Below are 22,172 nucleotides of genomic sequence, written 5' to 3'. Positions count from 1 at the left end.
CCTGGGTAAGGTGCGGGCTTATGGGTGGCGAGAGCGCAACACGTACGGCCCCGCGCAGCGGTGGCACGGGCAAGGCCCCGGTGGGCAGCAAGACCGGACAGCGGTTGTCCGGGCTGGCCGTCGCGCTGGGCATGCTGCTGTTCCTCGGCGGATTCGCCTGGGCGGCGGTTGACTACCGGCCGTACACCGTCCCCACGAGTTCGATGGCGCCGACGATCAAGATGGGCGACCGGGTGCTGGCGCAGCGCGTCGACGGGAGCGACGTCCGCCGCGGTGACGTCGTCGTCTTCGAGGACAAGACCTGGGTCACCGGCTCGTCCGTGGTCAAGCGCGTGGTCGCCGTCGGCGGCGACACGGTCGCCTGCTGCACCGACGGCAAGCTGACCGTCAATGGCAAGAAGATCGACGAGGCGTACCTGCCCGACGGGAGCTCCGCCGAGCTCACGGGCTTCCCGACCGTGAAGGTCCCCCAGGGCCGGCTGTTCCTGCTCGGCGACGAGCGGAGCGGATCCCTGGACTCCACCGCCCATCTGACGGACGCGGCCAGCGGCACGGTGGCGCGCGGCGCCGTGCGGGCACGGGTCGACGCCGTCGCCTGGCCGATGAACGGCATGCTCGCGCGCCCCGACGGCTTCAAGGTGCTCGGCGCCCTGTCCCAGCCGGGCCCGCTCCCCACGATGATCGCGCTCGTGATCGCCGGAGCCGTTCTCGTCCTGGGCGGAGCGGCCTACGGCCCGGTCGCCAAGCTGGCCGGGCGTTCCCGGGCGCGCACGGAGTCCGCCGGTGCCCGCTGACGCGGACCAGAACCCCGGCAGAGAAGGGCTGCGCAAGGTCGCCCGGGTCGTCCTGCTCGACCCGCAGGACCGCATCCTGCTGCTGCACGGCCACGAGCCGGACGATCCCTCCGACGACTGGTGGTTCACGCCCGGCGGCGGAGTGGAGGGCGACGAGACCCGTGAGCAGGCGGCTCTGCGGGAACTCGTCGAGGAGACCGGGATCACCGAGGTCGAACTGGGCCCCGTGCTGTGGCGGCGGATCTGCTCGTTCCCGTTCGCGGGGAGGCGCTGGGACCAGGACGAGTGGTACTTCCTGGCCCGTACGACCCAGACCGCCACGGCGGCCACGGGGCTGACGGAGCTGGAGCGGCGCAGCGTCGCCGGAGCGCGCTGGTGGACGTGCCGGGAACTGACCGAGGCACATGAGACGGTGTATCCGACCAAGCTCGCCGGGCTGCTCCGCAGGGTGCTCGACGAGGGTCCCCCGGCCACGCCCGAGGTCCTCGACACGGAAATCGTCTAGGGGCTCTCGGGGCTGGCGCACAATAGGGGGACGCACGGCTGAAGGGGAACATGCCATGAGCGCCGAGGACCTCGAGAAGTACGAGACCGAGATGGAGCTGAAGCTCTATCGCGAGTACCGCGATGTCGTCGGTCTGTTCAAATACGTGATCGAGACCGAACGGCGCTTCTATCTCACCAACGACTACGAGATGCAGGTGCACTCGGTCCAGGGTGAGGTTTTCTTCGAGGTGTCCATGGCGGATGCCTGGGTGTGGGACATGTATCGCCCCGCCCGCTTCGTGAAGCAGGTACGCGTCCTGACGTTCAAGGACGTGAACATCGAGGAGCTGAACAAGAGCGATCTCGAAATGCCGGGAGGCTGACGCCCGGGACACGGTGGTGACTCGTACGGGTGACGGGGTTGTCCCCAGTCGCCCGTACGTCCACCAAGATCCAAAAGGTGCGTGACCCGGCCTCAGAGTCGGTGCCGGAGGTGGTGCCGACATGAAGACATCCGAGGCACGCAAAGCACTGGGCGCCTACGGCGAGGAACTGGCCGCACGGCGGCTGACCGGGGCCGGAATGACGGTCCTGGCACGCAATTGGCGCTCGGGCCGTACGGGCGAGATCGACATCGTGGCCCGGGACGGCGACGCGCTGGTCGTCTGCGAGGTCAAGACCCGCAGGGCGGGAGCGTTCCAGCATCCGATGGAGGCCGTCGCGCCGGCCAAGGCCCGCCGGCTGCGCGGCCTCGCCGAACGCTGGCTCCAGGAACACGGCGGAGCCCCGCCGGGCGGCGTCCGCATCGACCTGGTCGGCGTCCTGATCCCCGAACGCGGCGCGCCCGTGGTCGAGCACGCGCGGGGGGTGGCCTGATGGGATTCGCGCGTACGTGTTCGGTGGCGCTCGTGGGCGTGGAGGGCGTCGTCGTCGAGGTCCAGGCCGACCTGGAGCCGGGCATCGCCGCCTTCACGCTGGTCGGGCTGCCCGACAAGAGCCTGACCGAGAGCCGGGACCGGGTCAGGGCGGCGGTGGTCAATTCCGGGGCGGCCTGGCCGCAGAAGAAGCTCACGGTGGGACTGAGCCCGGCCTCGGTGCCCAAGGGCGGTTCCGGTTTCGACCTCGCCGTGGCCTCGGCGGTGCTCGGGGCCGCCGAGCGGATCGACCCACGGGTGCTCGCCGACATCGTGATGATCGGGGAGCTGGGCCTCGACGGCAGGGTGCGGCCGGTCCGCGGCATCCTCCCGGCCGTCCTCGCCGCGGCGCAGGCCGGTTACGAACAGGTGGTCGTGCCGGAGAGCGCGGCGGCCGAGGCCTCCCTCGTGCCGGGAGTCTCCGTGCTCGGGGTCCGCAGCCTGCGCCAGCTCATCGCGGTCCTCGCCGACGAACCGGTGCCCGAGGAGGAGCCGGACGAGCGGGGCCGCCCCGACCCGCTGTCGGCCGGACTGCGCCTGCCCGGCACGGGCGAGGCCACCGGCCTGTGCGGCATCGCGGTGCCGGAACACGACGCGGGCCACGACCTCGGCGACGTCGTCGGCCAGCTCTCGGCACGCACCGCGATGGAGGTGGCGGCGGCCGGCGGACATCACGTCTTCCTCCAGGGGGCACCCGGCGCGGGCAAGACGATGCTGGCCGAGCGGATGCCGCTGATCATGCCGCGCCTGACCCGGCAGGAATCCCTGGAGGTCACGGCGATCCACTCCGTCGCGGGCCTGCTGCCGCCCGGCAAACCACTGGTGGACGTCGCGCCCTACTGCGCGCCCCACCACTCCGCGACCATGCAGGCGCTCGTCGGCGGCGGCAAGGGACTCGCCCGGCCCGGCGCGGTGTCCCTGTCGCATCGCGGCGTGCTGTTTCTCGACGAGGCTCCGGAGTTCAGCGGCTTCGCGCTGGACGCCCTGCGGCAGCCGCTGGAGGCGGGACACGTGGTGATCGCGCGCAGCGCCGGTGTCGTGCGGTTCCCCGCGAAGTTCCTGATGGTGCTGGCCGCCAACCCCTGCCCCTGCGGGCGCTTCAGCACGACGAACGACTTCTGCGAGTGTCCGCCCTCGGTCATCCGCCGCTATCAGGCGAGGCTCTCCGGACCCCTGCTCGACCGGGTCGACCTGCGGGTGGACGTCGAGCCGGTCACCCGGGCCGAACTCACCGCGCGCGGTGCCCGGGGCGAGTCGACGAAGACGGTCGCGGACCGGGTCCTCGCCGGGCGCGAGCGGGCCGCCGAGCGCTTGAAGGGGACTCCCTGGCATTCCAACAGCGAGGTGCCCGGACGCGAGCTGCGCGGACGCTGGCAGGCGGTGGCCGGCGCCATGGACGAGGCCGAGCGGAGCCTGGAGCGCGGGGTGCTGACCGCCCGTGGGCTGGACCGGGTGCTCCGGGTCGCGTGGACGGTCGCGGACCTGTCGGGACACGACCGGCCCGACGCCGGGGACGTCGCCCTGGCCCTCCAACTGCGCACCGGCGTTCCGCGCGGGGTACCGATGGCGATCGGCTCGCCGGTATGACAGCCGTCGAGCGACAGGCCCGCGTCACGCTGTCCCGGGTCGTCGAACCGGGCGACGAGGTCTGCGGGCGCTGGATCAGGGAGGTCGGCGCCCCGGAAGCGGTCCGGTGGCTGTACGGGGACCTGGGGCAGCCGCGGGGGATGACCGACCGGAGGTGGGCCGGGCTGCGGGCCAGGGCCGCGCGGGCGGCCCCGGAGCACGACCTCGCCCTCGCCCGGGACGCCGGGGTGCGGTTCGTCTGCCCCGGCGACTCCGAATGGCCCGCGCAGCTCGACGACCTCGGGGACGCCCGGCCCGTCGGACTGTGGGTGCGGGGGAGGGCAGGACTGCGGCTGTGGGCGCTGAGATCCGTCGCCGTCGTCGGCGCCCGTGCCTGCACGGAGTACGGCGCGCACATGGCCGCCACCCTCGGCGCCGGCCTCGCCGAGCGGGGCTGGGTGGCGGTGTCCGGCGGCGCCTACGGCATCGACGGCGCCGCGCACCGGGGCGCCCTCGGGGCGGGCGGTGCCACCGTCGCGGTGCTCGCCTGCGGCGTCGACCGGCCCTATCCCCGCGGACACACCCGGCTGATCGGCAGGATCGCGGAACAGGGTCTCGTGGTGGGGGAGTTGCCGCCGGGCGAGCACCCGACGCCGAGCCGGTTCATCCTCCGCAACCGGGTCATCGCCGCTCTCACCCGGGGCACCGTCGTCGTCGAGGCGGCGTACCGCAGCGGAGCGCTCGTCACCGCCCGTGCCGCACAGCGGCTGGGCCGGTTCACGATGGGAGTGCCGGGACCCGCCACCAGCGCGCTGTCGGCCGGGGTGCACGAACTGCTGCGCGGGGAGGCCGTCCTGGTGTCCGACGCCGCGGAAGTGGCCGAACTGGTGGGCGACATGGGCGAACTGGCGCCGGACCGGCGTGGGCCCGTGCTGCCACGCGATCTGCTGAGCCCGGACGCGGTCCGTGTCCTGGCCGCTCTTCCGGCACGGGATCCGGCCGGGACCGGGGAGATCGCGCGTCGAGCGGCGACCAGCACGGACGACGCGGTCGGGAGACTGTACGAACTCCGAGCACTTGGATTCGTCGAACGACACGGCGACGGCTGGAAGTTGACACGCCAGGCGACGACCCCCGCCGGAGGTGATCGGGACGGATGCTGACCGAGCGTGTTCGGCCGTCCGGGGGAACGCCGACACGCCTGGGAATCCTCGCAGTTGGCGCCCCCTGACGGTCACGCAGGGCGACCGTCGTGACTCCGGGAGACGTCCCGGGGAAAGGTTTCGCGTGCGGGTGACAGCCCGCTCTTCGCGCACTGCGACAGCCCAGTCACGCTACGCTCACAAGAATCCGAAGCAGGCACGAGCTCTCGGCACCATGCCGACAGGACACCCAGGTAATCCCAGTTCACGGCAGAACGGCACAAGGCGACGAATGCCCCAGCACACCTCCGGGTCCGACCGGACGGCGATCCCGCCAGCCGCCCGCGACGGCGGCAGCGTGCGCCCGCCCGCGCCCTCGACACTCGACGAGCTGTGGCGGTCGTACAAGTCGACCGGTGACGAGCGGCTGCGGGAACAGCTGATCCTGCACTACTCACCGCTGGTGAAGTACGTCGCGGGCCGGGTCAGCGTGGGTCTGCCGGCCAATGTCGAGCAGGCCGACTTCGTCTCGTCGGGCGTGTTCGGGCTGATCGACGCGATCGAGAAGTTCGACATCGAACGGGAGATCAAGTTCGAGACGTACGCGATCACCCGTATCCGCGGGGCGATGATCGACGAACTGCGGGCGCTGGACTGGATCCCGCGGTCGGTGCGGCAGAAGGCACGCAACGTCGAGCGTGCCTACGCGACGCTGGAGGCCCGGCTGCGGCGCACCCCCTCCGAGGGGGAGGTCGCCGCCGAGATGGGCATCGGTGTGGAGGAACTCCACGCGGTGTTCAGCCAGTTGTCGCTGGCCAACGTGGTGGCCCTGGAGGAGTTGCTGCATGCCGGCGGCGAGGGCGGCGACCGGCTGAGCCTGATGGACACCCTGGAGGACACCGCCGCCGACAACCCGGTCGAGGTGGCCGAGGACCGGGAGCTGCGCAGACTGCTGGCCCGGGCGATCAACACGCTGCCCGACCGGGAGAAGACCGTCGTCACCCTCTACTACTACGAAGGGCTCACGCTCGCGGAGATCGGCAACGTGCTCGGGGTGACCGAGAGCCGGGTCAGCCAGATCCACACCAAGTCGGTGCTGCAGCTCCGCGCCAAGCTGGCCAGTTTCGGGCGCTGAGCGCGGGGCGCGCCGTGGCGCGGGCGGTCCCGCCGCGCCGTCCGGGCGGCGGGCCCGGTGCGGCGGACGCCACCTCGCCGGGCTCGCCGGAGTGGTTCCCGTCCGCGGCGCCGCGTCCGTACAGTGGTTGACGTGCCAAGGATTCGAGCGGCCTCCGTGGCCGAGCACCGGTCGATGCAGCGAGCCGCCCTGCTGGACGCGGCGCGGTCCCTGTTGTCCGAGGGCGGGACGGAGGCGCTGACCTTCCCCGCGCTCGCCGAGCGCACGGGGCTCGCGCGGTCCTCCGTGTACGAGTACTTCCGGTCCCGCGCGGCCGTCGTCGAGGAACTGTGCGAGGTCGACTTCCCCGTCTGGGCGGCCGAGGTCTCGGCCGCGATGGCCGCGGCGGACGGCCCCGAGGCCACGGTCGAGGCCTATGTGCGCAGTCAGCTCGCCCTGGTCGGGGACCGCAGACACCGGGCCGTGGTCGCCATCTCCGCCAGCGAACTCGACGCGGGTGCCCGGGAGAAGATCCGCGCCGCGCACGGCGGGCTGGTCACGATGATCGGCGAGGCGCTCGCGGAGATGGGGCACGCCGAGCCGCGGCTGGCCGCGATGCTCCTCCAGGGTGTGGTGGACGCCGCGGTGCGCCGCATCGAGCTGGGCGCCGCCGAGGACCCCTCCGCGATCACGGAGGCGGCCGTGACGATGGCGCTCAGAGGCGTCCGGGGCTGACCTCCAGTACCGACGCACCTCGACCCCACCCGCCGACGCCGCGTAGCGCGCCCGCTGGGACAGAGATCCGCCCGGTCGGCACGGGATGCCGCACCGGCTGGCCCCCTCTCGCCCCTGCCCGCGTCCGCCGGCCCTCCTGCCGCTGCCCGCGCCTGCTGGGCCCGCCTGCCGCTGCCCGCGCCCGCTGGGCCGCTGGGCCCGCCCGCCGACACCGCGTCCCGCGCCGCCCATGGGGGTGGGGGCCGTCTTCCCGTCCCGTCGGTATCCGTATGCGCTGGTCAGGGGCGGGTGTCCGAGGTGTTGAGCGGGAGCAGGCGGGAGGGGCCCGTGTTCAGGAGCCAGGGGGGAAGCAGGAACAGCGGGTTCAGATAGGCCGTGTCCCTGCGCAGGCCCCAGTGCAGACAGGGTGTCGGTCCGCAGTGCGGGTCCGGTGCTTCCAGGGTGCCGAGGACCTGGCCCGCTTCGACCTCGTCGCCCTTGCGCACCGAGGCCCGCACCGGACCGTAGGTCGTCCGCAGCGGGGGCGCCCCCGTGCCCGACAGCTCCACCGAGACGACCCCGCGGCCCCCGACCCGGCCCGCGAAGGACACCCGGCCGGGAGCGACGGCCCGCACCGGGTCGCCGGGCGCGGCCGCGAGGTCGACCCCGCGATGCCCTCGGGAGTAGGCCGTCGCCGGCGGTTCCCAGCCCCGTACGACGAACGGCCTGACACCCACGGGCCAGACGCGCGCGAGCGCCGGCACCGAGGGATCGGCCGCCGGCGGCCCGCCGGCCGGGGATGACGGAGCCCCGGGGCCGGGACTGACGGTCGGTGAGGCCGGGGCACTCGGGCCGGGGCCTGTCCCGGGGGCCGGTTCCGGTGGGGCCGAGGCGCCCAGGACCGTCACGGCCAGGCCCAGGAGAAGCCACGTACGCGCACATCGGTTCACTCGCATGCGGGAACCGTGCCGCACCGAACGGATCATGGCCGGGATCTGTGGAGTACCGGCCGGTTGTGGACAGCGGCGTCACCTGCCCCCTCTCGGGTCCCGTACACTTCTGATGGCGACCCGGGTCATCGGGTCGACTTCGCACGCCCCGACATCTGGTCACCACCGGTGTCAGCGCCTCTCGGTCCTCTGTGGCAAGGCGCGTCGCGGGCGTCAGGCGCGAGTGCCGTCCGGCACACGCGGCACAACCGAGAAAACCGAGGAGAACGGCCATGGCCGTCGTCACGATGCGGGAGCTGCTGGAAAGCGGCGTCCACTTCGGTCACCAGACCCGTCGCTGGAACCCGAAGATGAAGCGCTTCATCTTCACCGAGCGCAACGGCATCTACATCATCGACCTGCTCCAGTCGCTGTCGTACATCGACCGCGCCTACGAGTTCGTCAAGGAGACCGTCGCCCACGGCGGCACGGTCATGTTCGTCGGCACGAAGAAGCAGGCGCAGGAGGCCATCGCCGAGCAGGCCACCCGCGTCGGCATGCCCTACGTCAACCAGCGCTGGCTGGGCGGCATGCTCACCAACTTCTCCACCGTCTACAAGCGTCTGCAGCGCCTCAAGGAGCTCGAGCAGATCGACTTCGAGGACGTCGCGGCCTCGGGTCTCACCAAGAAGGAGCTTCTCGTGCTCTCGCGCGAGAAGGCCAAGCTGGAGAAGACCCTCGGTGGTATCCGCGAGATGCAGAAGGTGCCCAGCGCCGTCTGGATCGTGGACACCAAGAAGGAGCACATCGCGGTCGGCGAGGCCCGGAAGCTCAACATCCCGGTCGTCGCCATCCTCGACACCAACTGTGACCCGGACGAGGTCGACTACAAGATCCCGGGCAACGACGACGCGATCCGCTCCGTCACCCTGCTCACCCGCGTGATCGCCGACGCCGTCGCCGAGGGCCTCATCGCCCGCTCCGGCGCCGGCAAGGCCGCCGGTGACAAGGCCGCGGGCGAGCCGCTCGCCGCGTGGGAGCGCGACCTGCTCGAGGGCGAGAAGAAGGCCGACGACGCCGAGGTCCAGACCTCCGCCGAGACGGAGAAGGTCGCCGACGCCGAGCAGGCCGAGGCCCCGGCCGCCGAGGCCGCTGCCGAGGCGCCCGCCGCCGAGGCTCCCGCCGCGGACGCCGAGCAGGCCTGACCCCTCACCCCTTCGGGTTTGTGAACGGCGGGGGCCCACAAAGCCCCCGCCGTTCGTCCCGTAGATCTTCAGACTTCGAGAGAGATTCCAGGAATCATGGCGAACTACACCGCCGCCGACGTCAAGAAGCTCCGTGAGCTCACCGGCGCCGGCATGATGGACTGCAAGAAGGCGCTGGACGAGGCCGACGGCAACGTCGACAAGGCCGTCGAGGCGCTGCGCATCAAGGGCCAGAAGGGCGTCGCCAAGCGCGAGGGCCGCTCCGCCGAGAACGGCGCCGTGGTCTCCATCATCGCTGACGACAACACCTCCGGTGTCCTGGTCGAGCTGAAGTGCGAGACGGACTTCGTCGCCAAGGGCGCGAAGTTCCAGGCCGTCGCCAACGAGATCGCCCAGCACGTCGTCAAGACGTCGCCGGCCGACATCGAGACGCTGCTCGGCTCCGAGATCGAGCCCGGCAAGACGGTTCAGGCGTTCGTCGACGAGGCCAACGCCAACCTGGGCGAGAAGATCGTCCTGGACCGCTTCGCCCAGTTCTCCGGCGCGTTCGTGTCCGCGTACATGCACCGCACCATGCCCGACCTGCCCCCGCAGATCGGTGTTCTGGTCGAGCTGGACAAGGCCGACGCCGACCTCGCCAAGGGCATCGCGCAGCACATCGCCGCCTTCGCGCCGAAGTACCTCTCCCGTGAGGACGTCCCGGCCGAGGTCGTCGAGACCGAGCGTCGCGTCGCCGAGGAGACCACGCGCGCCGAGGGCAAGCCCGAGGCCGCGCTCCCGAAGATCGTCGAGGGTCGCGTCAACGGCTTCTTCAAGGAGGCCACCCTCCTCGGTCAGCCGTACGCGCTCGACAACAAGAAGTCCGTCCAGAAGGTTCTGGACGAGGCCGGTGTCACCCTGAAGCGCTTCTCGCGCATCAAGGTCGGCATCTGAGTCCGTACAGCGATCGACGCCCGACCCCTATAGGGTCGAGAGCAGTCGTCCGCGTACGCCGGCACTCACACGTGTGTGCCGGACGACAGCAGATCTGACGAGGAGGCCATTGCCGAGCATGGGTTGCGAACACACCCCACCGGCAATGGCCTTCTTCGTATGTGCACCATGAGGAGATCTCCATGACCACGACCCAGGCCGGCAACGGCGAGAAGAGCGACGACGGCAAAGGCGCGGGCCGCTTCCTGCTGAAGCTTTCCGGCGAGGCGTTCGCCGGAGGCGGGGGACTGGGCGTCGACCCCGACGTGGTGCACAAGATCGCCCGCGAGATCGCGGCCGTCGTGCGCGGCGGTGCCCAGATCGCCGTCGTCATCGGCGGCGGCAACTTCTTCCGCGGCGCCGAACTCCAGCAGCGCGGCATGGACCGGGCGCGCTCCGACTACATGGGCATGCTCGGCACCGTCATGAACTGCCTCGCCCTCCAGGACTTCCTGGAGAAGGAAGGCATCGACAGCCGCGTCCAGACCGCCATCACGATGGGTCAGGTCGCGGAGCCGTACATCCCGCTGCGCGGCGTGCGGCACCTGGAGAAGGGCCGCGTGGTCATCTTCGGCGCGGGCATGGGCATGCCGTACTTCTCCACCGACACCACTGCCGCCCAGCGGGCCCTGGAGATCGACGCCGAGGCGCTTCTCATGGGCAAGAACGGCGTGGACGGGGTCTACGACTCCGACCCGAAGACCAACCCCGAGGCCGTCAAGTTCGACGCGCTCAGCTACGGCGAGGTCATCACCCGGGACCTCAAGGTCGCCGACATGACCGCCATCACGCTGTGCCGGGACAACAAGCTGCCGATCCTGGTCTTCGAACTCCTGGCGGAGGGCAATATCGCGCGGGCGGTCAAGGGTGAGAAGATCGGCACACTCGTGGGCGACCAGAGCGGCCGAGCCTGACGGGGAAGGCTCTGGACCGGTTATGCCTTCCGGTCCGGGACGGACCCCGACCGGGGGATGGACAATGTCCTGCCGGTCCGGAACCGTGCAGGAACAAGACGCGACGCAGCCGGCCGCCGAACCCGACGAGGACAAGCTGCCGGGCCTACTCAAGACACGCAGGAGCAAGTGGTGATCGAAGAGACCCTCCTCGAGGCCGAGGAGAAGATGGAGAAGGCCGTCGTGGTCGCCAAGGAGGACTTCGCCGCGATCCGCACCGGCCGTGCGCACCCGGCGATGTTCAACAAGATCGTGGCCGACTACTACGGCGCGCTGACGCCGATCAACCAGCTGGCCTCGTTCTCCGTCCCGGAGCCGCGCATGGCCGTGGTGACCCCGTTCGACAAGAGCGCGCTGCGCAACATCGAGCAGGCGATCCGCGACTCCGACCTGGGCGTCAACCCCAGCAACGACGGCAACATCATCCGGGTGACGTTCCCCGAGCTGACGGAAGAGCGCCGCAAGGACTACATCAAGGTCGCGCGGACCAAGGGCGAGGACGCCAAGGTCTCGATCCGCGCCGTGCGCCGCAAGGCCAAGGACGCCCTCGACAAGCTCGTCAAGGACAAGGAGTCCGGCGAGGACGAGGTCCGCCGTGCGGAGAAGGAACTCGACGACACCACGGCGAAGTACGTCGCCCAGGTGGACGAGCTCCTGAAGCACAAGGAAGCGGAACTGCTCGAGGTCTGATGAACGACTCTTCCTGGGGAGCGCCGCCACAAGCCGGGTACTGGGGGCCGTCCGAGCAGGGGCCTGTCCAGGGGGCGGCCCCGGCGGGTCCCACGTACGATGCGCATGACGCGCAGCACACTCGGCCCATGCCCACCGCGCCCGACGTACCCGCACACGGCGGAGACCAGGATGACGACAGGGGGGCCGCTCGGCTGAGCGGCCCCTCGGTCCGCAACGACCCGCCGGCGACGGCGCCCTACGGGGATCCGTCGCACAACCCGCAGAGCCCGCAGGAGCCCATGCCCAGCACCGCACCCGAGCCCGCCCCCGCACCGCAGAAGAAGAGTGCGGGACGCGACCTGGGCGCGGCCATAGGAGTGGGCGTCGGGCTCGGCGCGGTGATCGTCGCGTCGCTGTTCGTCGTCAAGGCCGTCTTCGTCGGCGTGATCGCGGTCGCCGTGGTGGTGGGGCTCTGGGAGCTCACCTCGCGGCTGCAGGAGCAGAAGGGCATCAAGGCGCCCCTCGTGCCGCTCGCGCTCGGCGGGGCCGCCATGGTCGTCGCCGGATACGTGCGCGGCGCCGAGGGTGCCTGGGTGGCCATGGCGCTCACCGCCCTGGCCGTCCTGGTCTGGCGGATGACGGAGCCGCCCGAGGGCTACCTCAAGGACGTCACGGCGGGGGTCTTCGCGGCCTTCTACGTGCCGTTCCTGGCGACCTTCGTGGCCATGATGCTCACGGCCGACGACGGTCCGCGCCGCGTGCTGACCTTCCTGCTCCTGACGGTCGTCAGCGACACGGGCGCGTACGCCATCGGCTGGCGCTTCGGCAAGCACAAGCTGGCTCCGCGGATCAGCCCCGGAAAGACCCGCGAAGGTCTGTTCGGAGCGGTCACCTTCGCGATGGCGGCGGGTGCGCTGTGCATGCAGTACCTGATCGACGACGGCACCTGGTGGCAGGGTCTGATCCTCGGCCTCGCGGTCGCGGCCAGCGCCACGCTCGGTGACCTCGGCGAGTCCATGATCAAGCGGGACCTCGGCATCAAGGACATGGGCACCCTGCTGCCGGGCCACGGCGGCATCATGGACCGGCTGGACTCGCTGCTGCCGACGGCTCCGGTCGTCTGGTTGCTGCTCGTGCTCTTCGTCGGATCCGGCTGATCGTTTTTTCGCACGCGCTTGCGGCGGTACGCGTTCACGGCGTACGTGTCCGCGGCGCGAGCACGTCGACGACACCACCCCTTCGGGTCATCCGATCACCTCACCGTGATCCCCGTGACCCGGAGGGGTGGTGTCGTATGTGCGGGGCCGGCCGCCCTGCCAATCCACCCACCGTGGATCGTCCAGGTACTCCCATGCGTCGGGCAGGCCCGCGCGGCGCAGGAACTCGACCACGTCGGCGTCGCTGTGGGCGAGGCCGGCGCTCCGCCCGCGGATCGTGACGCGGCGCCCGCCGGCTCCGGCCGGGCGGCCGACGGTGACGGGGGCCGGTGTCCGATCTGCGTCCGGTTCCGCCTGCTGATGGTCCGGCTCCGCTTGTTGGTGGTCCGACTCCGCCTGTCGGTGGTTCGGCTGCATGCGTTCGTGGTTCACAAGACACCCAGATCCGTGTCGGGGCGGCAGTACGGGCATGCCGTCACGCCGTCTTCGGTGATCGCCCGGAGAGCCTGCTCGCGCGCGAGAGGCTTCGTGTTCTTCCCCGCCATGCCGCAGTCGCCCGTGTGGACGGCATCGGGGGTCGCGCCGCTGCCGTCGCCACCGCCCGCTCGTCGCATCGCGAGCTTCCAGCCGAGGGGTGGTGGGGGTGAGGTGCGGGCCGCGCGGGTGGCGGCGGCCTCCTGGCGCTCCAGCTCGGCGATGGTGTCGTCGGTGCGGCGCAGCTGCCAGAGCAGCCAGGCGCGGACGCTGCGCAGGTGCTGCAGACGGGACACTGTTTCGGGCACATGTTCGATTCTAGGTCTTGGTGGGGCGTGGTGACAGCACCCCCTCGTGTGCCCGTCCGCATCCCGGGCCGAACCCCACGGATTTCTCGCGGAGGAGAGTCGCCCGCCCCCTCGCGAAGAGGAGACGCAGGTCACATTCAGGTCGGTCACACCGTGCCGAGCCGCTTCGTCAATCAGGTGTAGCCACGAGGAATCGACCCAAGGAGCGCACCATGGAAGCCCGTCTGAACCTCTTCGCCAGCCCGGTGTCGGCCAAGGTCATGAAGCACATCGTCGCCGCCGGCAGGCCGCTCGCGGAGTCGACGCTGCCGCTCGCGACGCAGGAGCTGGTGAAGCTTCGCGCCAGCCAGATCAACGGCTGCGGGTTCTGCACCGACATGCACAGCAAGGACGCGGAGGCCGCGGGCGAGACGTCCGTGCGCCTCAACCTGGTCGCGGCCTGGCGGGAGGCGACGGTGTTCACCGACGCCGAGCGCGCCGCCCTGGAACTGACGGAGCAGGCCACGCGCATCGCCGACGCGGCGGGCGGCGTCACGGACGAGTGCTGGGCGAACGCCGCCAAGTACTACGACGAGGAGCAGCTCGCCGCCCTGGTGTGCTGCGTCGCGCTGATCAACGCCTTCAACCGTGCCAACGTCATGATCCAGCAGCCCGCGGGCGACTACCGGCCCGGTCAGTTCGCGTAAACGGGCGTCAGCGTAAGCCGGGGTGAGCGCAGGCAGGGGGCGCAGGCCGGGGTGAGGCGCGGCGGGGCCGGCCGGACGGCGGGTGGTGTCTTACGGGTGAATCCCGCCGTTCCCCGGTCGGCGGCGGGGGCGACAACGGGAAGACCTTCCGCGTACCGCGTACCGGACACGTCGCAGGCAGGGAGTACTGCTATGCCGAAGTTCCTCATCCAGGCCCGCTACACGCCCGAGGGGGCGAAGGGCGTGCTCAAGGAGGGCGCGAGCGGTCGCCGCGCCGCCGTCGAGCGCGTCGTCGCCGGCCTCGGCGGGACCGTCGAGAGCATGTACTTCTCCTTCGGGGAGGAGGACTTCGTGTGCATCCTCGACTTCCCCGACGCGGTCTCCATGGCCGCGGTGAGCCTCAGCGTCAAGGCCAGCGGCGCACTGCACACCAGGGCCACGCCCCTCCTCACCCTCGACGAGATCGACGAGGCGACCCACAGAGAGGTCGCCTTCCGCCCGCCGGGGGCTTAGCCCGACGGTCCTGCCCGGGCCACCGCGCCGCGCGAGGGCTCCGGCCGCCGTCCTCAAGGTCCGACAACCTCCTGGCACTCACCTGCCGGAGCGCTGCGATGGGTCCTGACGGGGATGTCGGCCGGCTAAACCGGACGTCGCGGGCGAGGACCACACGCCGAACCACTGCTCGGCGCCGTACTCCTCGAACCGCTCCACCTCCGTGAACCCCAGCTTGGCCGCGAGGCGTATCGAGCGGTCGTTGGCGCTCTGCGTGCACAGCACCAACGGCTCGCCGGGGAGGGCGTCGGCGAACCAGCCGAGTGCCGCCGCGCACGCCTCGGCGGCGTACCCGTACCCCCACGCCTCCGGCAGGAACATGTAGCCGAGTTCGGCCTCTCCGGCATCCGGACGGACGTGACCCGGGCGCTCCGCGTCGCGCCGATCGAGCGTGATCATGCCGATCATGACTCCGCCGAGATCGATCACGAAGAAGCCGGGGCGCCGCCCGGGCACCTCAGGTGCCGTGCGCTCGAGCTCATCACGCGGTCGAGGGCCACCGATGTAGGTACCAACCTCTGGCGAGGCGAACAGCTCGATGAACGCCGCACGGTCGCGGGCCTCGGACTCGCGGAGCACGAGCCGTTCGGTCCGTATCGGGGCAGGTGGCCAGGCTACGGGTCCCAACTCGGTCATGCCGGGCAAGCTATCGCACGCCCGACGCCCTGAACCACGCCAGCTCCACGGCGTGTTGGTCGATCCGACCGCAGACGGGATGGGAGCTGGAGTGGGTGAGAGGTTGGGAATGGGATGGGGGGCGAAGACCCGCAGTAGCGTGACCGCATGGATGAACCCCGGATCAAGGTGTACGGCTCGGCGACCGAAATCACCGTCGCGGCCAATGCCGCAGGGCTGCGCGACCTGGCCGAGCGGCTCATGGGACTGGCGGATCCCGAACTCAGGGACGGCTACCACGAGCATCTCGAGGGCGGCATCAACCTCGAAGAGGGCTCGGTCAGTCTGATCCTGGCCAGAGACGAAGCGCTGTAGCGCCTGCACAGACCCAGCGTCAATACCGTCTGGAACAGGGCGGATTCGGAGAAGGCGGAACCGGCCGGATTCGAACCGGCGTCCTCGCGGTTTTGGAGACCGCGCGCGACGACCTCTGCGCTACGGCTCCGCCCCCTCCGCCATCCTAAGGTCGCCCCCTGCTGCCGAGGTGGCACTAGTGCCTTTGCCGGGCCTGTCCGTCCAGGGACTTGGAGAACGCGGGCTTCACCTCCTCGTGGCCGGTTGGAGGAGCGAGTCCTGGCCGTAGGGGTAGAACCACGGGCTCCAGTCACCTTCTTGGAGGTGGGAGAGCGCGATGAGGGCGTCGGCGGCGTTCTTGCAGCGTGGGTGTCGTGCCGCGAAGGACGCGATGCGGGGGCGCTGCGTGAGCAGCCAGTCGGCGACGGGGCGCGGGTCGCCGTCGTACCACCACTGGAAATCGAACTCCTCCCACAGGAATTCCGTCCCCCAGCCCACTGCCAGTCGGACGAGGCCGGCATCCGCGGCGGGGCCGGAGAGGCCGGCGATGTGGTCCAGCCATGGCTCCAGGCCGCCCGTGGCGTGGGCGACGCCTTCCAGGAGATCGCGGATGTCCTGCGGGGACCGGCCGTCGGTCAGGGCGAGGGTGAGCAGTGCCCGGAACGCCTGCTCGACCGCGGTGCGCTCGGCGACCGGCCAGCCGATCAGTTCGGCTCCGTACCGGCCGAGATTGCGCAGCTCATAGGACGGGTCGGTGTCAGAGCCTTCCGGGCCGCAGCGGCGCAAGGCACGCGGTATGAGGCGGCGCCACAGGACCGGGTACTGGTCAGCGTCCCAGTGATCGACGACCTTGCCCATGAAGCCCCGGAGGACGTCGACCGGCACATCCCGCGGTTCACCGCCGAGTACGCGAAGTTCCGCTTCCGTGAAGCAACGAGTGCACCCCGCCACCGGCCGGTCGAGCTCCGGAGGGGAGGCGAAGATCCGGTCCACCTCGGCGAGAGAGAGCCGCCACGTCGCGTACGGGTCGGGGACAGGCTGATCGAGCATGACGGCTACCTACCGTGACTCCGCACGGTGAGCCGGGCGAAGATCGCGACGCTACACCGGTTCCCGCCCGGCGGGTACCCGTTTCCCGACGCAGGCGAGGCCAGGATCCGCAGGGTCGGGCCGACTGCCCGCCCCTGAAAGCCGCGCACGGGCTGCCGGGCCGTTCCTGGGCCGTGCGGAGCCGGCCGATGGTGACCGGCGGCGTTCGCGGGTGATCGCCCCCACCCCGCTCCGGCCTGGGCCGGTGCTGTTGATCTGCGACACTGGTAACGCCATGCCTAAGCCCGGAGAACTCACCTTTGTCGCGCCGCGCGGAGCCAAGAAGCCGCCGCGGCACCTTGCCGATCTCACGCCTGCCGAGCGCAAAGAGGCGGTTGCCGCGATCGGTGAGAAGCCGTTTCGTGCCAAGCAGCTCTCGCAGCACTACTTCGCGCGGTACGCGCACGACCCCGCCGAGTGGACGGACATCCCCGCCGCCTCGCGCGGCAAGCTCCAGGAGGCGCTGCTTCCCGAGCTGATGACGGTCGTACGTCACCTCTCGACCGACCAGGACACCACCCGCAAGACCCTGTGGCGGCTCTTCGACGGCACGCTCGTCGAGTCCGTGCTCATGCGCTACCCGGACCGGGTGACCATGTGCATCAGCTCGCAGGCGGGCTGCGGGATGAACTGCCCGTTCTGCGCCACCGGACAGGCCGGTCTCGACCGGAACCTGTCGACCGGCGAGATCGTGCACCAGATCGTCGACGGCATGCGGGCGCTGCGTGACGGCGAGATCCCCGGGGGTCCCGCCCGGCTCAGCAACATCGTCTTCATGGGGATGGGCGAGCCGCTCGCCAACTACAAGCGGGTCGTCGGCGCGATCCGCGCCCTCACCGACCCCGAGCCCGACGGGCTGGGGCTGTCGCAGCGCGGCATCACCGTCTCGACGGTCGGGCTGGTCCCCGCCATCAACCGGTTCGCGGACGAGGGCTTCAAGTGCCGCCTCGCGATCTCCCTGCACGCCCCGGACGACGAGCTGCGCGACACCCTCGTCCCCGTGAACACGCGGTGGAAGGTGCGTGAGGTGCTGGACGCCGGCTGGGGATACGCGGACCGCTCCGGGCGCCGTCTGTCCATCGAGTACGCGCTGATCCGCGACATCAACGACCAGGCGTGGCGGGGCGACCGGCTCGGGCGGATGCTCAAGGGCAAGCCCGTGCACGTCAACCTCATTCCGCTGAACCCGACCCCGGGTTCGAAGTGGACCGCTTCGCGGCCCGAGGACGAGAAGGCGTTCGTCGAGGCGATCGCCGCCCATGGCGTCACGGTCACCGTCCGGGACACCCGGGGCCAGGAGATCGACGGAGCGTGTGGTCAGCTCGCCGCGACCGAGCGGTAGTCTGAACCGAGTCGGTCCGTTTCGGCATCTTCGTCATTCGATGCCGTCATGACCTGACATCTTCACCGTCCGACATCTTCATATTCCGACAGGGGAGCGCCACAGCGCTGAGAGTGCGGGACAGACCGCAGACCCTCTGAACCTTGCCCAGGTCATTCTGGGTAGGAAGTTCGGTCATTACTCAAGCTGTTGCGCCCTGCCCGGGAACCGTCAGAGGTCCCGGGCAGGGCCGCGTCTCTTCCTGGTCACCCAGGAGGAATCAGTGATCACCAACACCAGCAGCGGCAGACGGCTCGCGGTCACGGCCGTCGGGCTCGGCCTCGTCGCGCTGCCCGTCCTGTCCGCGTGCGGCTCGTCCGACAGCGCCGGCTCGGGCGACTCGAAGACGATCACGCTCGTCAGCCACGACTCGTGGCTCGTGTCGAAGAGCGTCCTCGCGGACTTCGAGAAGCAGTCCGGCTACAAGGTCCGCGTCCTCAAGGACGGCGACGCCGGGCAGGCCGTGAACAAGGCCATCCTGACCAAGGACAACCCCCAGGGCGACGTCTTCTTCGGCGTCGACAACACCCTGCTCTCCCGCGCGCTCGACAACGGGCTCTTCCAGCCGTACGAGGCCAAGGGCGCCGACCAGGTCCTGCCGCAGTACCGCGCCGACCAGGCCAGGCACCGCGTCACGCCCATCGACACGGGCGACATCTGCGTCAACTACGACAAGGCCTGGTTCAGCAAGCACAAGCTGGCGCCGCCGCGGTCCTTCGACGACCTGGCCGAGCCCGCGTACAAGAACCTCCTCGTCACCGAGAACGCCGCCACCTCCTCGCCCGGCCTCGGCTTCCTGCTCGGGTCCGCCGCGCACTACGGCGACCAGGACTGGCAGGGCTACTGGAAGAAGCTCAAGGCCAACGGGGTCAAGGTCGTGGACGGCTGGGAACAGGCGTACAACGAGGAGTTCTCGGGGTCCGCCGGCGGCAAGAAGGCCAAGGCCGACCGGCCGCTCGTCGTCTCGTACGCCTCCTCGCCGCCCGCCGAGGTCATCTACGGCGACCCGAAGCCGACCACGGCCCCGACCGGGGTCGCGGACGGCACCTGCTTCCGCCAGGTGGAGTACGCGGGTCTGCTCAGCAACGCCAAGAACGCCAAGGGCGGCAAGGCGCTCCTGGACTTCCTGCTCACCAAGGAGTTCCAGGAGGACATGCCGCTCAACATGTTCGTCTACCCGGTCCGTGAGGGTGCGCGGGTGCCGGCAGAGTTCACCCGGTACGGTCCGCAGGCCAAGGATCCCGAGACCCTGGCGCCCGCGAAGATCGCCGCCGACCGCGACCAGTGGGTCAAGTCGTGGACCTCGCTCGTACTGAAGTAGCCGACCGGGCCGAAGCGGCCGACGGCCCCGGTGGAACCACCGGGGCCGGACCCGCGGACATGGCTCCGCACCGGGCCCGCGGAGGGAACGCGGCGCGCTTCGCCCTGATGGCGCTGCCCGTCGCGTTCTTCGCGGTGTTCTTCGCCTATCCCGTCGCCGCGATCGTCTCGCGCGGGCTCCACGGGGACGGCGGCTGGCAGCTGGGCCGTATCTGGGAGGTCGCGACCCGGTCCGACATCCGGCACGTGCTGTGGTTCACCACCTGGCAGGCGCTCGCCTCGACGGCGCTCACGCTGCTGGTCGCGCTCCCCGGCGCGTACGTCTTCGCGCGCTTCGACTTCCGGGGCAAGCAGGTGCTCCGGGCGGTGGTGACGGTGCCCTTCGTGCTGCCGACCGTGGTCGTCGGCACGGCGTTCCTCGCGCTGGTCGGCCGGGGCGGGCTGCTCGACGAGCTGTGGGGTCTGCGCCTGGACACCACCGTGTGGGCGATCCTGCTCGCGCACGTCTTCTTCAACTACGCGGTCGTCGTACGAACCGTCGGCGGGCTCTGGTCGCAGCTCGACCCGCGCCAGGAGGAGGCCGCGCGCGTGCTCGGCGCCTCGCGCCTGGCGGCCTGGCGCAGGGTGACGCTGCCGGCGCTCGGGCCCGCCGTGGCCGCCGCCGCCCTCATGGTCTTCCTCTTCACCTTCACCTCCTTCGGCGTGGTGCAGATCCTCGGCGGCCCCACCTTCTCGACCCTCGAGGTCGAGATCTACCGCCAGACCTCCGAGATCTTCGACCTCACGACGGCGGCGGTGCTGACCATCGTCCAGTTCGTGGCCGTCGGCGCGATCCTCGCCGTGCACGCGGCGACCGTACGCCGGCGGGAGACCGCCCTGCGTCTGGTGGCCCCGGAGACGACCGCCCGCCGGCCGCGCGGCGCGGGACAGTGGGCGTTCCTCGCGGGCGTGCTCGTGAGCATCGCGGTCCTGCTCGTGCTGCCGCTCGCGGTCCTCGTCCAGCGGTCCCTCGGCGCCCCGGGACTCGGCTACTACCGGGCCCTGGCCGACGACGACGGAGGGGTCTTCCTCGTCGCCCCGATCGAGGCCGTCGGCAACTCGCTGGAGTACGCGCTCGCCGCCACCGCCATCGCCGTCCTGATCGGCGGTCTCGCCGCCGCGGCCCTCACCCGGCGGGCCGGCCGGCTGATGCGGGGCTTCGACGCGCTGCTGATGCTGCCGCTCGGCGTCTCCGCGGTCACCGTGGGCTTCGGATTCCTGATCGCGCTGGACGAACCGCCGCTCGACCTGCGCGCGAGCTGGATCCTGGTGCCGCTGGCCCAGGCGCTGGTCGGTGTCCCCTTCGTCGTACGGACCATGCTGCCCGTGCTGCGCGCGGTGGACGGGCGGCTGCGGGAGGCCGCGGCCGTCCTCGGGGCCTCCCCGTGGCGGGTGTGGCGCGAGGTCGACCTGCCGATGGTGCGGCGGGCCCTGCTGATCGCGGCCGGCTTCGCCTTCGCCGTCTCCCTCGGGGAGTTCGGCGCGACCGTCTTCATCGCACGGCCCGACAACCCGACGCTGCCGGTCGCCGTGGCCCGGCTGCTGGGGCGCGCGGGAGATCTCAACTACGGCCAGGCCATGGCCCTTTCGACGATCCTCATGGTGGTGTGCGCGGTGGCGCTGCTGCTGTTGGAGCGGGTACGGACCGACAGGACCGGGGAGTTCTAGATGCTGCTGAGCCTTGAGGGCGCGACCGTACGCTTCGGCGGGCGGGCCGTGCTCGACGCCGTCGACCTCGATGTCGCCGAACACGAGATCGTCTGCGTGCTGGGGCCGAGCGGCAGCGGCAAGTCCACACTCCTGCGGACGGTGGCCGGACTCCAGCCGCTGGACACCGGCCGGGTGGTGCTCGACGGACAGGACCAGGGCGGCGTTCCCGCGCACAAGCGGGGGGTCGGCCTGATGTTCCAGGACCACCAGCTCTTCCCGCAGCGGGACGTGGGCGGCAACGTGGCCTTCGGGCTGCGGATGCACGGCACGTCCAAGAGCGGACAGGCGGCCCGGGTGGGGGAGTTGCTCGACCTCGTGGGTCTGCCCGGAGCCCGCGACCGCGCCGTCGCCTCGCTCTCCGGCGGCGAACAGCAGCGCGTGGCGCTGGCCCGCGCCCTGGCGCCCAGCCCCCGGCTGCTGATGCTCGACGAACCGCTCGGCCAGCTCGACCGCTCGCTGCGCGAACGGCTCGTCGTCGAACTCCGCCAGCTCTTCGGCGCGTTGGGGACGACCGTGCTCGCCGTCACGCACGACCAGGGTGAGGCCTTCGCGCTCGCCGACCGGGTCGTGGTGATGCGCGACGGCCGGATCGCCCAGTCCGGTACGCCCCTCGATGTCTGGCAGCGGCCCGCCGACGCCTTCGTGGCCCGCTTCCTCGGCTTCGACAACGTGGTCGAGGCGACGGTCGGGGCCGGCGCCGCCGACACCCCGTGGGGCAAGGTCCCCGTGCCCGAGGGCGCCCTCCAGGGGACCGGAACGCTCCTCGTACGGCCCGCCGGTGTACGGCTCGTCGCCCCGGCGGACGGGCTGCGCTGCACGGTCGCCGCACGCACGTTCCGGGGCACGCACGTCGCCGTACGGCTTCAGCCCGAGGGCGCGCCCGCGCTGGAGGCGGCGTGCGCGCTGCGGGACGCGCCGGAGCCCGGGGACGTGGTCGGGGTGGAGTTCGACGAGGCCGAGGTCGTCGTCCTCGGGGCCTGATCCCCGCGAAGCGGCCGGTGCGGCACACCGGTCGGGCGGACGCGT

25 protein-coding genes, 1 tRNA gene and 1 riboswitch are annotated in these 22,172 nt (G+C 71.1%); of the genes, 20 read left to right on the top strand and 6 right to left on the bottom strand.

The features are described from left to right. Positions 1 to 20: 20 nt before the first annotated feature. From lepB to ACFYYF_RS32660, 8 genes are all read left to right on the top strand, one after another. Complete coding sequence (gene lepB / locus ACFYYF_RS32695) at positions 21 to 794, top strand: signal peptidase I (protein ID WP_388781071.1); 774 nt, start codon at positions 21 to 23, stop codon at positions 792 to 794. Continuing rightward, on the top strand, positions 784 to 1,299 hold the full coding sequence (locus ACFYYF_RS32690) for an NUDIX hydrolase (RefSeq protein ID WP_388781070.1): 516 nt from the start codon (positions 784 to 786) through the stop codon (positions 1,297 to 1,299). The genes lepB and ACFYYF_RS32690 overlap by 11 nt, the downstream gene beginning before the upstream one ends. A gap of 55 nt (positions 1,300 to 1,354) precedes the next feature. Beyond that, positions 1,355 to 1,663: a DUF2469 domain-containing protein gene (locus ACFYYF_RS32685; protein WP_123991871.1), complete on the top strand. Its 309-nt coding sequence runs from the start codon at positions 1,355 to 1,357 to the stop codon at positions 1,661 to 1,663. A 121-nt stretch (positions 1,664 to 1,784) separates the two neighbouring features. Continuing rightward, entirely contained in the window at positions 1,785 to 2,156 is a 372-nt protein-coding gene (locus ACFYYF_RS32680; RefSeq protein WP_365486033.1) for a YraN family protein, read from the top strand. Beyond that, the gene (locus tag ACFYYF_RS32675; RefSeq protein WP_388781069.1) at positions 2,156 to 3,781 is read left to right on the top strand and encodes a YifB family Mg chelatase-like AAA ATPase; all 1,626 of its coding nucleotides are present in this window, start codon (positions 2,156 to 2,158) and stop codon (positions 3,779 to 3,781) included. The genes ACFYYF_RS32680 and ACFYYF_RS32675 overlap by 1 nt, the downstream gene beginning before the upstream one ends. Further along, complete coding sequence (gene dprA / locus ACFYYF_RS32670) at positions 3,778 to 4,923, top strand: DNA-processing protein DprA (protein ID WP_388781068.1); 1,146 nt, start codon at positions 3,778 to 3,780, stop codon at positions 4,921 to 4,923. The genes ACFYYF_RS32675 and dprA overlap by 4 nt, the downstream gene beginning before the upstream one ends. Before the next feature lie 271 nt (positions 4,924 to 5,194). Beyond that, the gene (gene whiG / locus ACFYYF_RS32665; RefSeq protein ID WP_326785273.1) at positions 5,195 to 6,037 is read left to right on the top strand and encodes an RNA polymerase sigma factor WhiG; all 843 of its coding nucleotides are present in this window, start codon (positions 5,195 to 5,197) and stop codon (positions 6,035 to 6,037) included. A 156-nt stretch (positions 6,038 to 6,193) separates the two neighbouring features. Beyond that, the gene (locus tag ACFYYF_RS32660) at positions 6,194 to 6,751 is read left to right on the top strand and encodes a TetR/AcrR family transcriptional regulator (RefSeq protein ID WP_388781114.1); all 558 of its coding nucleotides are present in this window, start codon (positions 6,194 to 6,196) and stop codon (positions 6,749 to 6,751) included. Positions 6,752 to 7,029: 278 nt separating this feature from the next. Here ACFYYF_RS32660 and ACFYYF_RS32655 read toward each other — a convergent pair whose 3' ends face one another. After that, positions 7,030 to 7,686 (bottom strand): M23 family metallopeptidase, encoded by a 657-nt coding sequence (locus ACFYYF_RS32655; protein WP_388781067.1) that lies wholly within the window; start codon positions 7,684 to 7,686, stop codon positions 7,030 to 7,032. 266 nt (positions 7,687 to 7,952) lie between these two features. On the opposite strand from ACFYYF_RS32655, the gene rpsB reads away from it, so the two are divergent. From rpsB to ACFYYF_RS32630, 5 genes are all read left to right on the top strand, one after another. Continuing rightward, positions 7,953 to 8,864, top strand: a complete 912-nt coding sequence (rpsB, locus tag ACFYYF_RS32650; protein ID WP_361683109.1) for a 30S ribosomal protein S2 — start codon at positions 7,953 to 7,955, stop codon at positions 8,862 to 8,864. A gap of 96 nt (positions 8,865 to 8,960) precedes the next feature. Next, entirely contained in the window at positions 8,961 to 9,797 is an 837-nt protein-coding gene (gene tsf, locus ACFYYF_RS32645; protein ID WP_361683107.1) for a translation elongation factor Ts, read from the top strand. A gap of 182 nt (positions 9,798 to 9,979) precedes the next feature. Then, positions 9,980 to 10,750: a UMP kinase gene (gene pyrH / locus ACFYYF_RS32640; RefSeq protein ID WP_037625128.1), complete on the top strand. Its 771-nt coding sequence runs from the start codon at positions 9,980 to 9,982 to the stop codon at positions 10,748 to 10,750. A 171-nt stretch (positions 10,751 to 10,921) separates the two neighbouring features. Next, a complete protein-coding gene (gene frr / locus ACFYYF_RS32635) occupies positions 10,922 to 11,479 on the top strand; it encodes a ribosome recycling factor (RefSeq protein ID WP_037625129.1) in 558 nt (185 codons plus the stop codon). Beyond that, positions 11,479 to 12,618 carry a phosphatidate cytidylyltransferase gene (locus ACFYYF_RS32630; protein WP_361683104.1) on the top strand — a complete coding sequence of 380 codons (1,140 nt, stop codon included), beginning with the start codon at positions 11,479 to 11,481 and terminating at the stop codon, positions 12,616 to 12,618. The genes frr and ACFYYF_RS32630 overlap by 1 nt, the downstream gene beginning before the upstream one ends. Before the next feature lie 87 nt (positions 12,619 to 12,705). Here ACFYYF_RS32630 and ACFYYF_RS32625 read toward each other — a convergent pair whose 3' ends face one another. Together ACFYYF_RS32625 and ACFYYF_RS32620 are read right to left on the bottom strand one after the other, a co-directional pair. Further along, complete coding sequence (locus ACFYYF_RS32625) at positions 12,706 to 13,035, bottom strand: hypothetical protein (RefSeq protein ID WP_388781066.1); 330 nt, start codon at positions 13,033 to 13,035, stop codon at positions 12,706 to 12,708. Positions 13,036 to 13,046: 11 nt separating this feature from the next. Continuing rightward, on the bottom strand, positions 13,047 to 13,400 hold the full coding sequence (locus ACFYYF_RS32620; RefSeq protein ID WP_388781065.1) for a DUF6233 domain-containing protein: 354 nt from the start codon (positions 13,398 to 13,400) through the stop codon (positions 13,047 to 13,049). 212 nt (positions 13,401 to 13,612) lie between these two features. Between ACFYYF_RS32620 and ACFYYF_RS32615 the strand changes: the two genes are divergently transcribed. Both ACFYYF_RS32615 and ACFYYF_RS32610 read left to right on the top strand, forming a co-directional pair. Further along, on the top strand, positions 13,613 to 14,086 hold the full coding sequence (locus ACFYYF_RS32615) for a carboxymuconolactone decarboxylase family protein (protein ID WP_361683098.1): 474 nt from the start codon (positions 13,613 to 13,615) through the stop codon (positions 14,084 to 14,086). Between the two features lie 192 nt (positions 14,087 to 14,278). Then, positions 14,279 to 14,599 carry a GYD domain-containing protein gene (locus tag ACFYYF_RS32610; protein WP_388781064.1) on the top strand — a complete coding sequence of 107 codons (321 nt, stop codon included), beginning with the start codon at positions 14,279 to 14,281 and terminating at the stop codon, positions 14,597 to 14,599. Between the two features lie 78 nt (positions 14,600 to 14,677). On the opposite strand, the gene ACFYYF_RS32605 is transcribed toward ACFYYF_RS32610, so the two are convergent. Continuing rightward, complete coding sequence (locus tag ACFYYF_RS32605) at positions 14,678 to 15,274, bottom strand: GNAT family N-acetyltransferase (RefSeq protein WP_388781063.1); 597 nt, start codon at positions 15,272 to 15,274, stop codon at positions 14,678 to 14,680. Positions 15,275 to 15,421: 147 nt separating this feature from the next. On the opposite strand from ACFYYF_RS32605, the gene ACFYYF_RS32600 reads away from it, so the two are divergent. Beyond that, positions 15,422 to 15,628, top strand: coding sequence for a hypothetical protein (locus ACFYYF_RS32600; protein ID WP_093895140.1), 207 nt, complete (start codon positions 15,422 to 15,424; stop codon positions 15,626 to 15,628). A 55-nt stretch (positions 15,629 to 15,683) separates the two neighbouring features. Here the strand turns inward: ACFYYF_RS32600 and ACFYYF_RS32595 are convergent. Together ACFYYF_RS32595 and ACFYYF_RS32590 are read right to left on the bottom strand one after the other, a co-directional pair. Then, positions 15,684 to 15,758, bottom strand: a tRNA-Trp gene (locus tag ACFYYF_RS32595). Positions 15,759 to 15,853: 95 nt separating this feature from the next. Then, positions 15,854 to 16,657 carry a hypothetical protein gene (locus ACFYYF_RS32590; protein ID WP_388781062.1) on the bottom strand — a complete coding sequence of 268 codons (804 nt, stop codon included), beginning with the start codon at positions 16,655 to 16,657 and terminating at the stop codon, positions 15,854 to 15,856. 274 nt (positions 16,658 to 16,931) lie between these two features. On the opposite strand from ACFYYF_RS32590, the gene rlmN reads away from it, so the two are divergent. From rlmN to ACFYYF_RS32570, 4 genes are all read left to right on the top strand, one after another. After that, positions 16,932 to 18,038, top strand: a complete 1,107-nt coding sequence (gene rlmN / locus ACFYYF_RS32585) for a 23S rRNA (adenine(2503)-C(2))-methyltransferase RlmN (protein ID WP_388781061.1) — start codon at positions 16,932 to 16,934, stop codon at positions 18,036 to 18,038. Positions 18,039 to 18,118: 80 nt separating this feature from the next. Then, positions 18,119 to 18,224, top strand: a riboswitch (TPP riboswitch). A 76-nt stretch (positions 18,225 to 18,300) separates the two neighbouring features. Then, on the top strand, positions 18,301 to 19,398 hold the full coding sequence (locus tag ACFYYF_RS32580) for a thiamine ABC transporter substrate binding subunit (RefSeq protein WP_388781060.1): 1,098 nt from the start codon (positions 18,301 to 18,303) through the stop codon (positions 19,396 to 19,398). Between the two features lie 59 nt (positions 19,399 to 19,457). Further along, the gene (locus ACFYYF_RS32575; protein ID WP_388781059.1) at positions 19,458 to 21,104 is read left to right on the top strand and encodes an ABC transporter permease; all 1,647 of its coding nucleotides are present in this window, start codon (positions 19,458 to 19,460) and stop codon (positions 21,102 to 21,104) included. Then, complete coding sequence (locus ACFYYF_RS32570) at positions 21,105 to 22,127, top strand: ABC transporter ATP-binding protein (RefSeq protein ID WP_388781058.1); 1,023 nt, start codon at positions 21,105 to 21,107, stop codon at positions 22,125 to 22,127. Positions 22,128 to 22,172 lie beyond the last annotated feature (45 nt).

The sequence above is a fragment of the Streptomyces sp. NPDC001914 genome (assembly GCF_042891215.1).
Taxonomy (GTDB): domain Bacteria; phylum Actinomycetota; class Actinomycetes; order Streptomycetales; family Streptomycetaceae; genus Streptomyces.
This window is presented reverse-complemented; position numbering and strand designations above follow the sequence as displayed.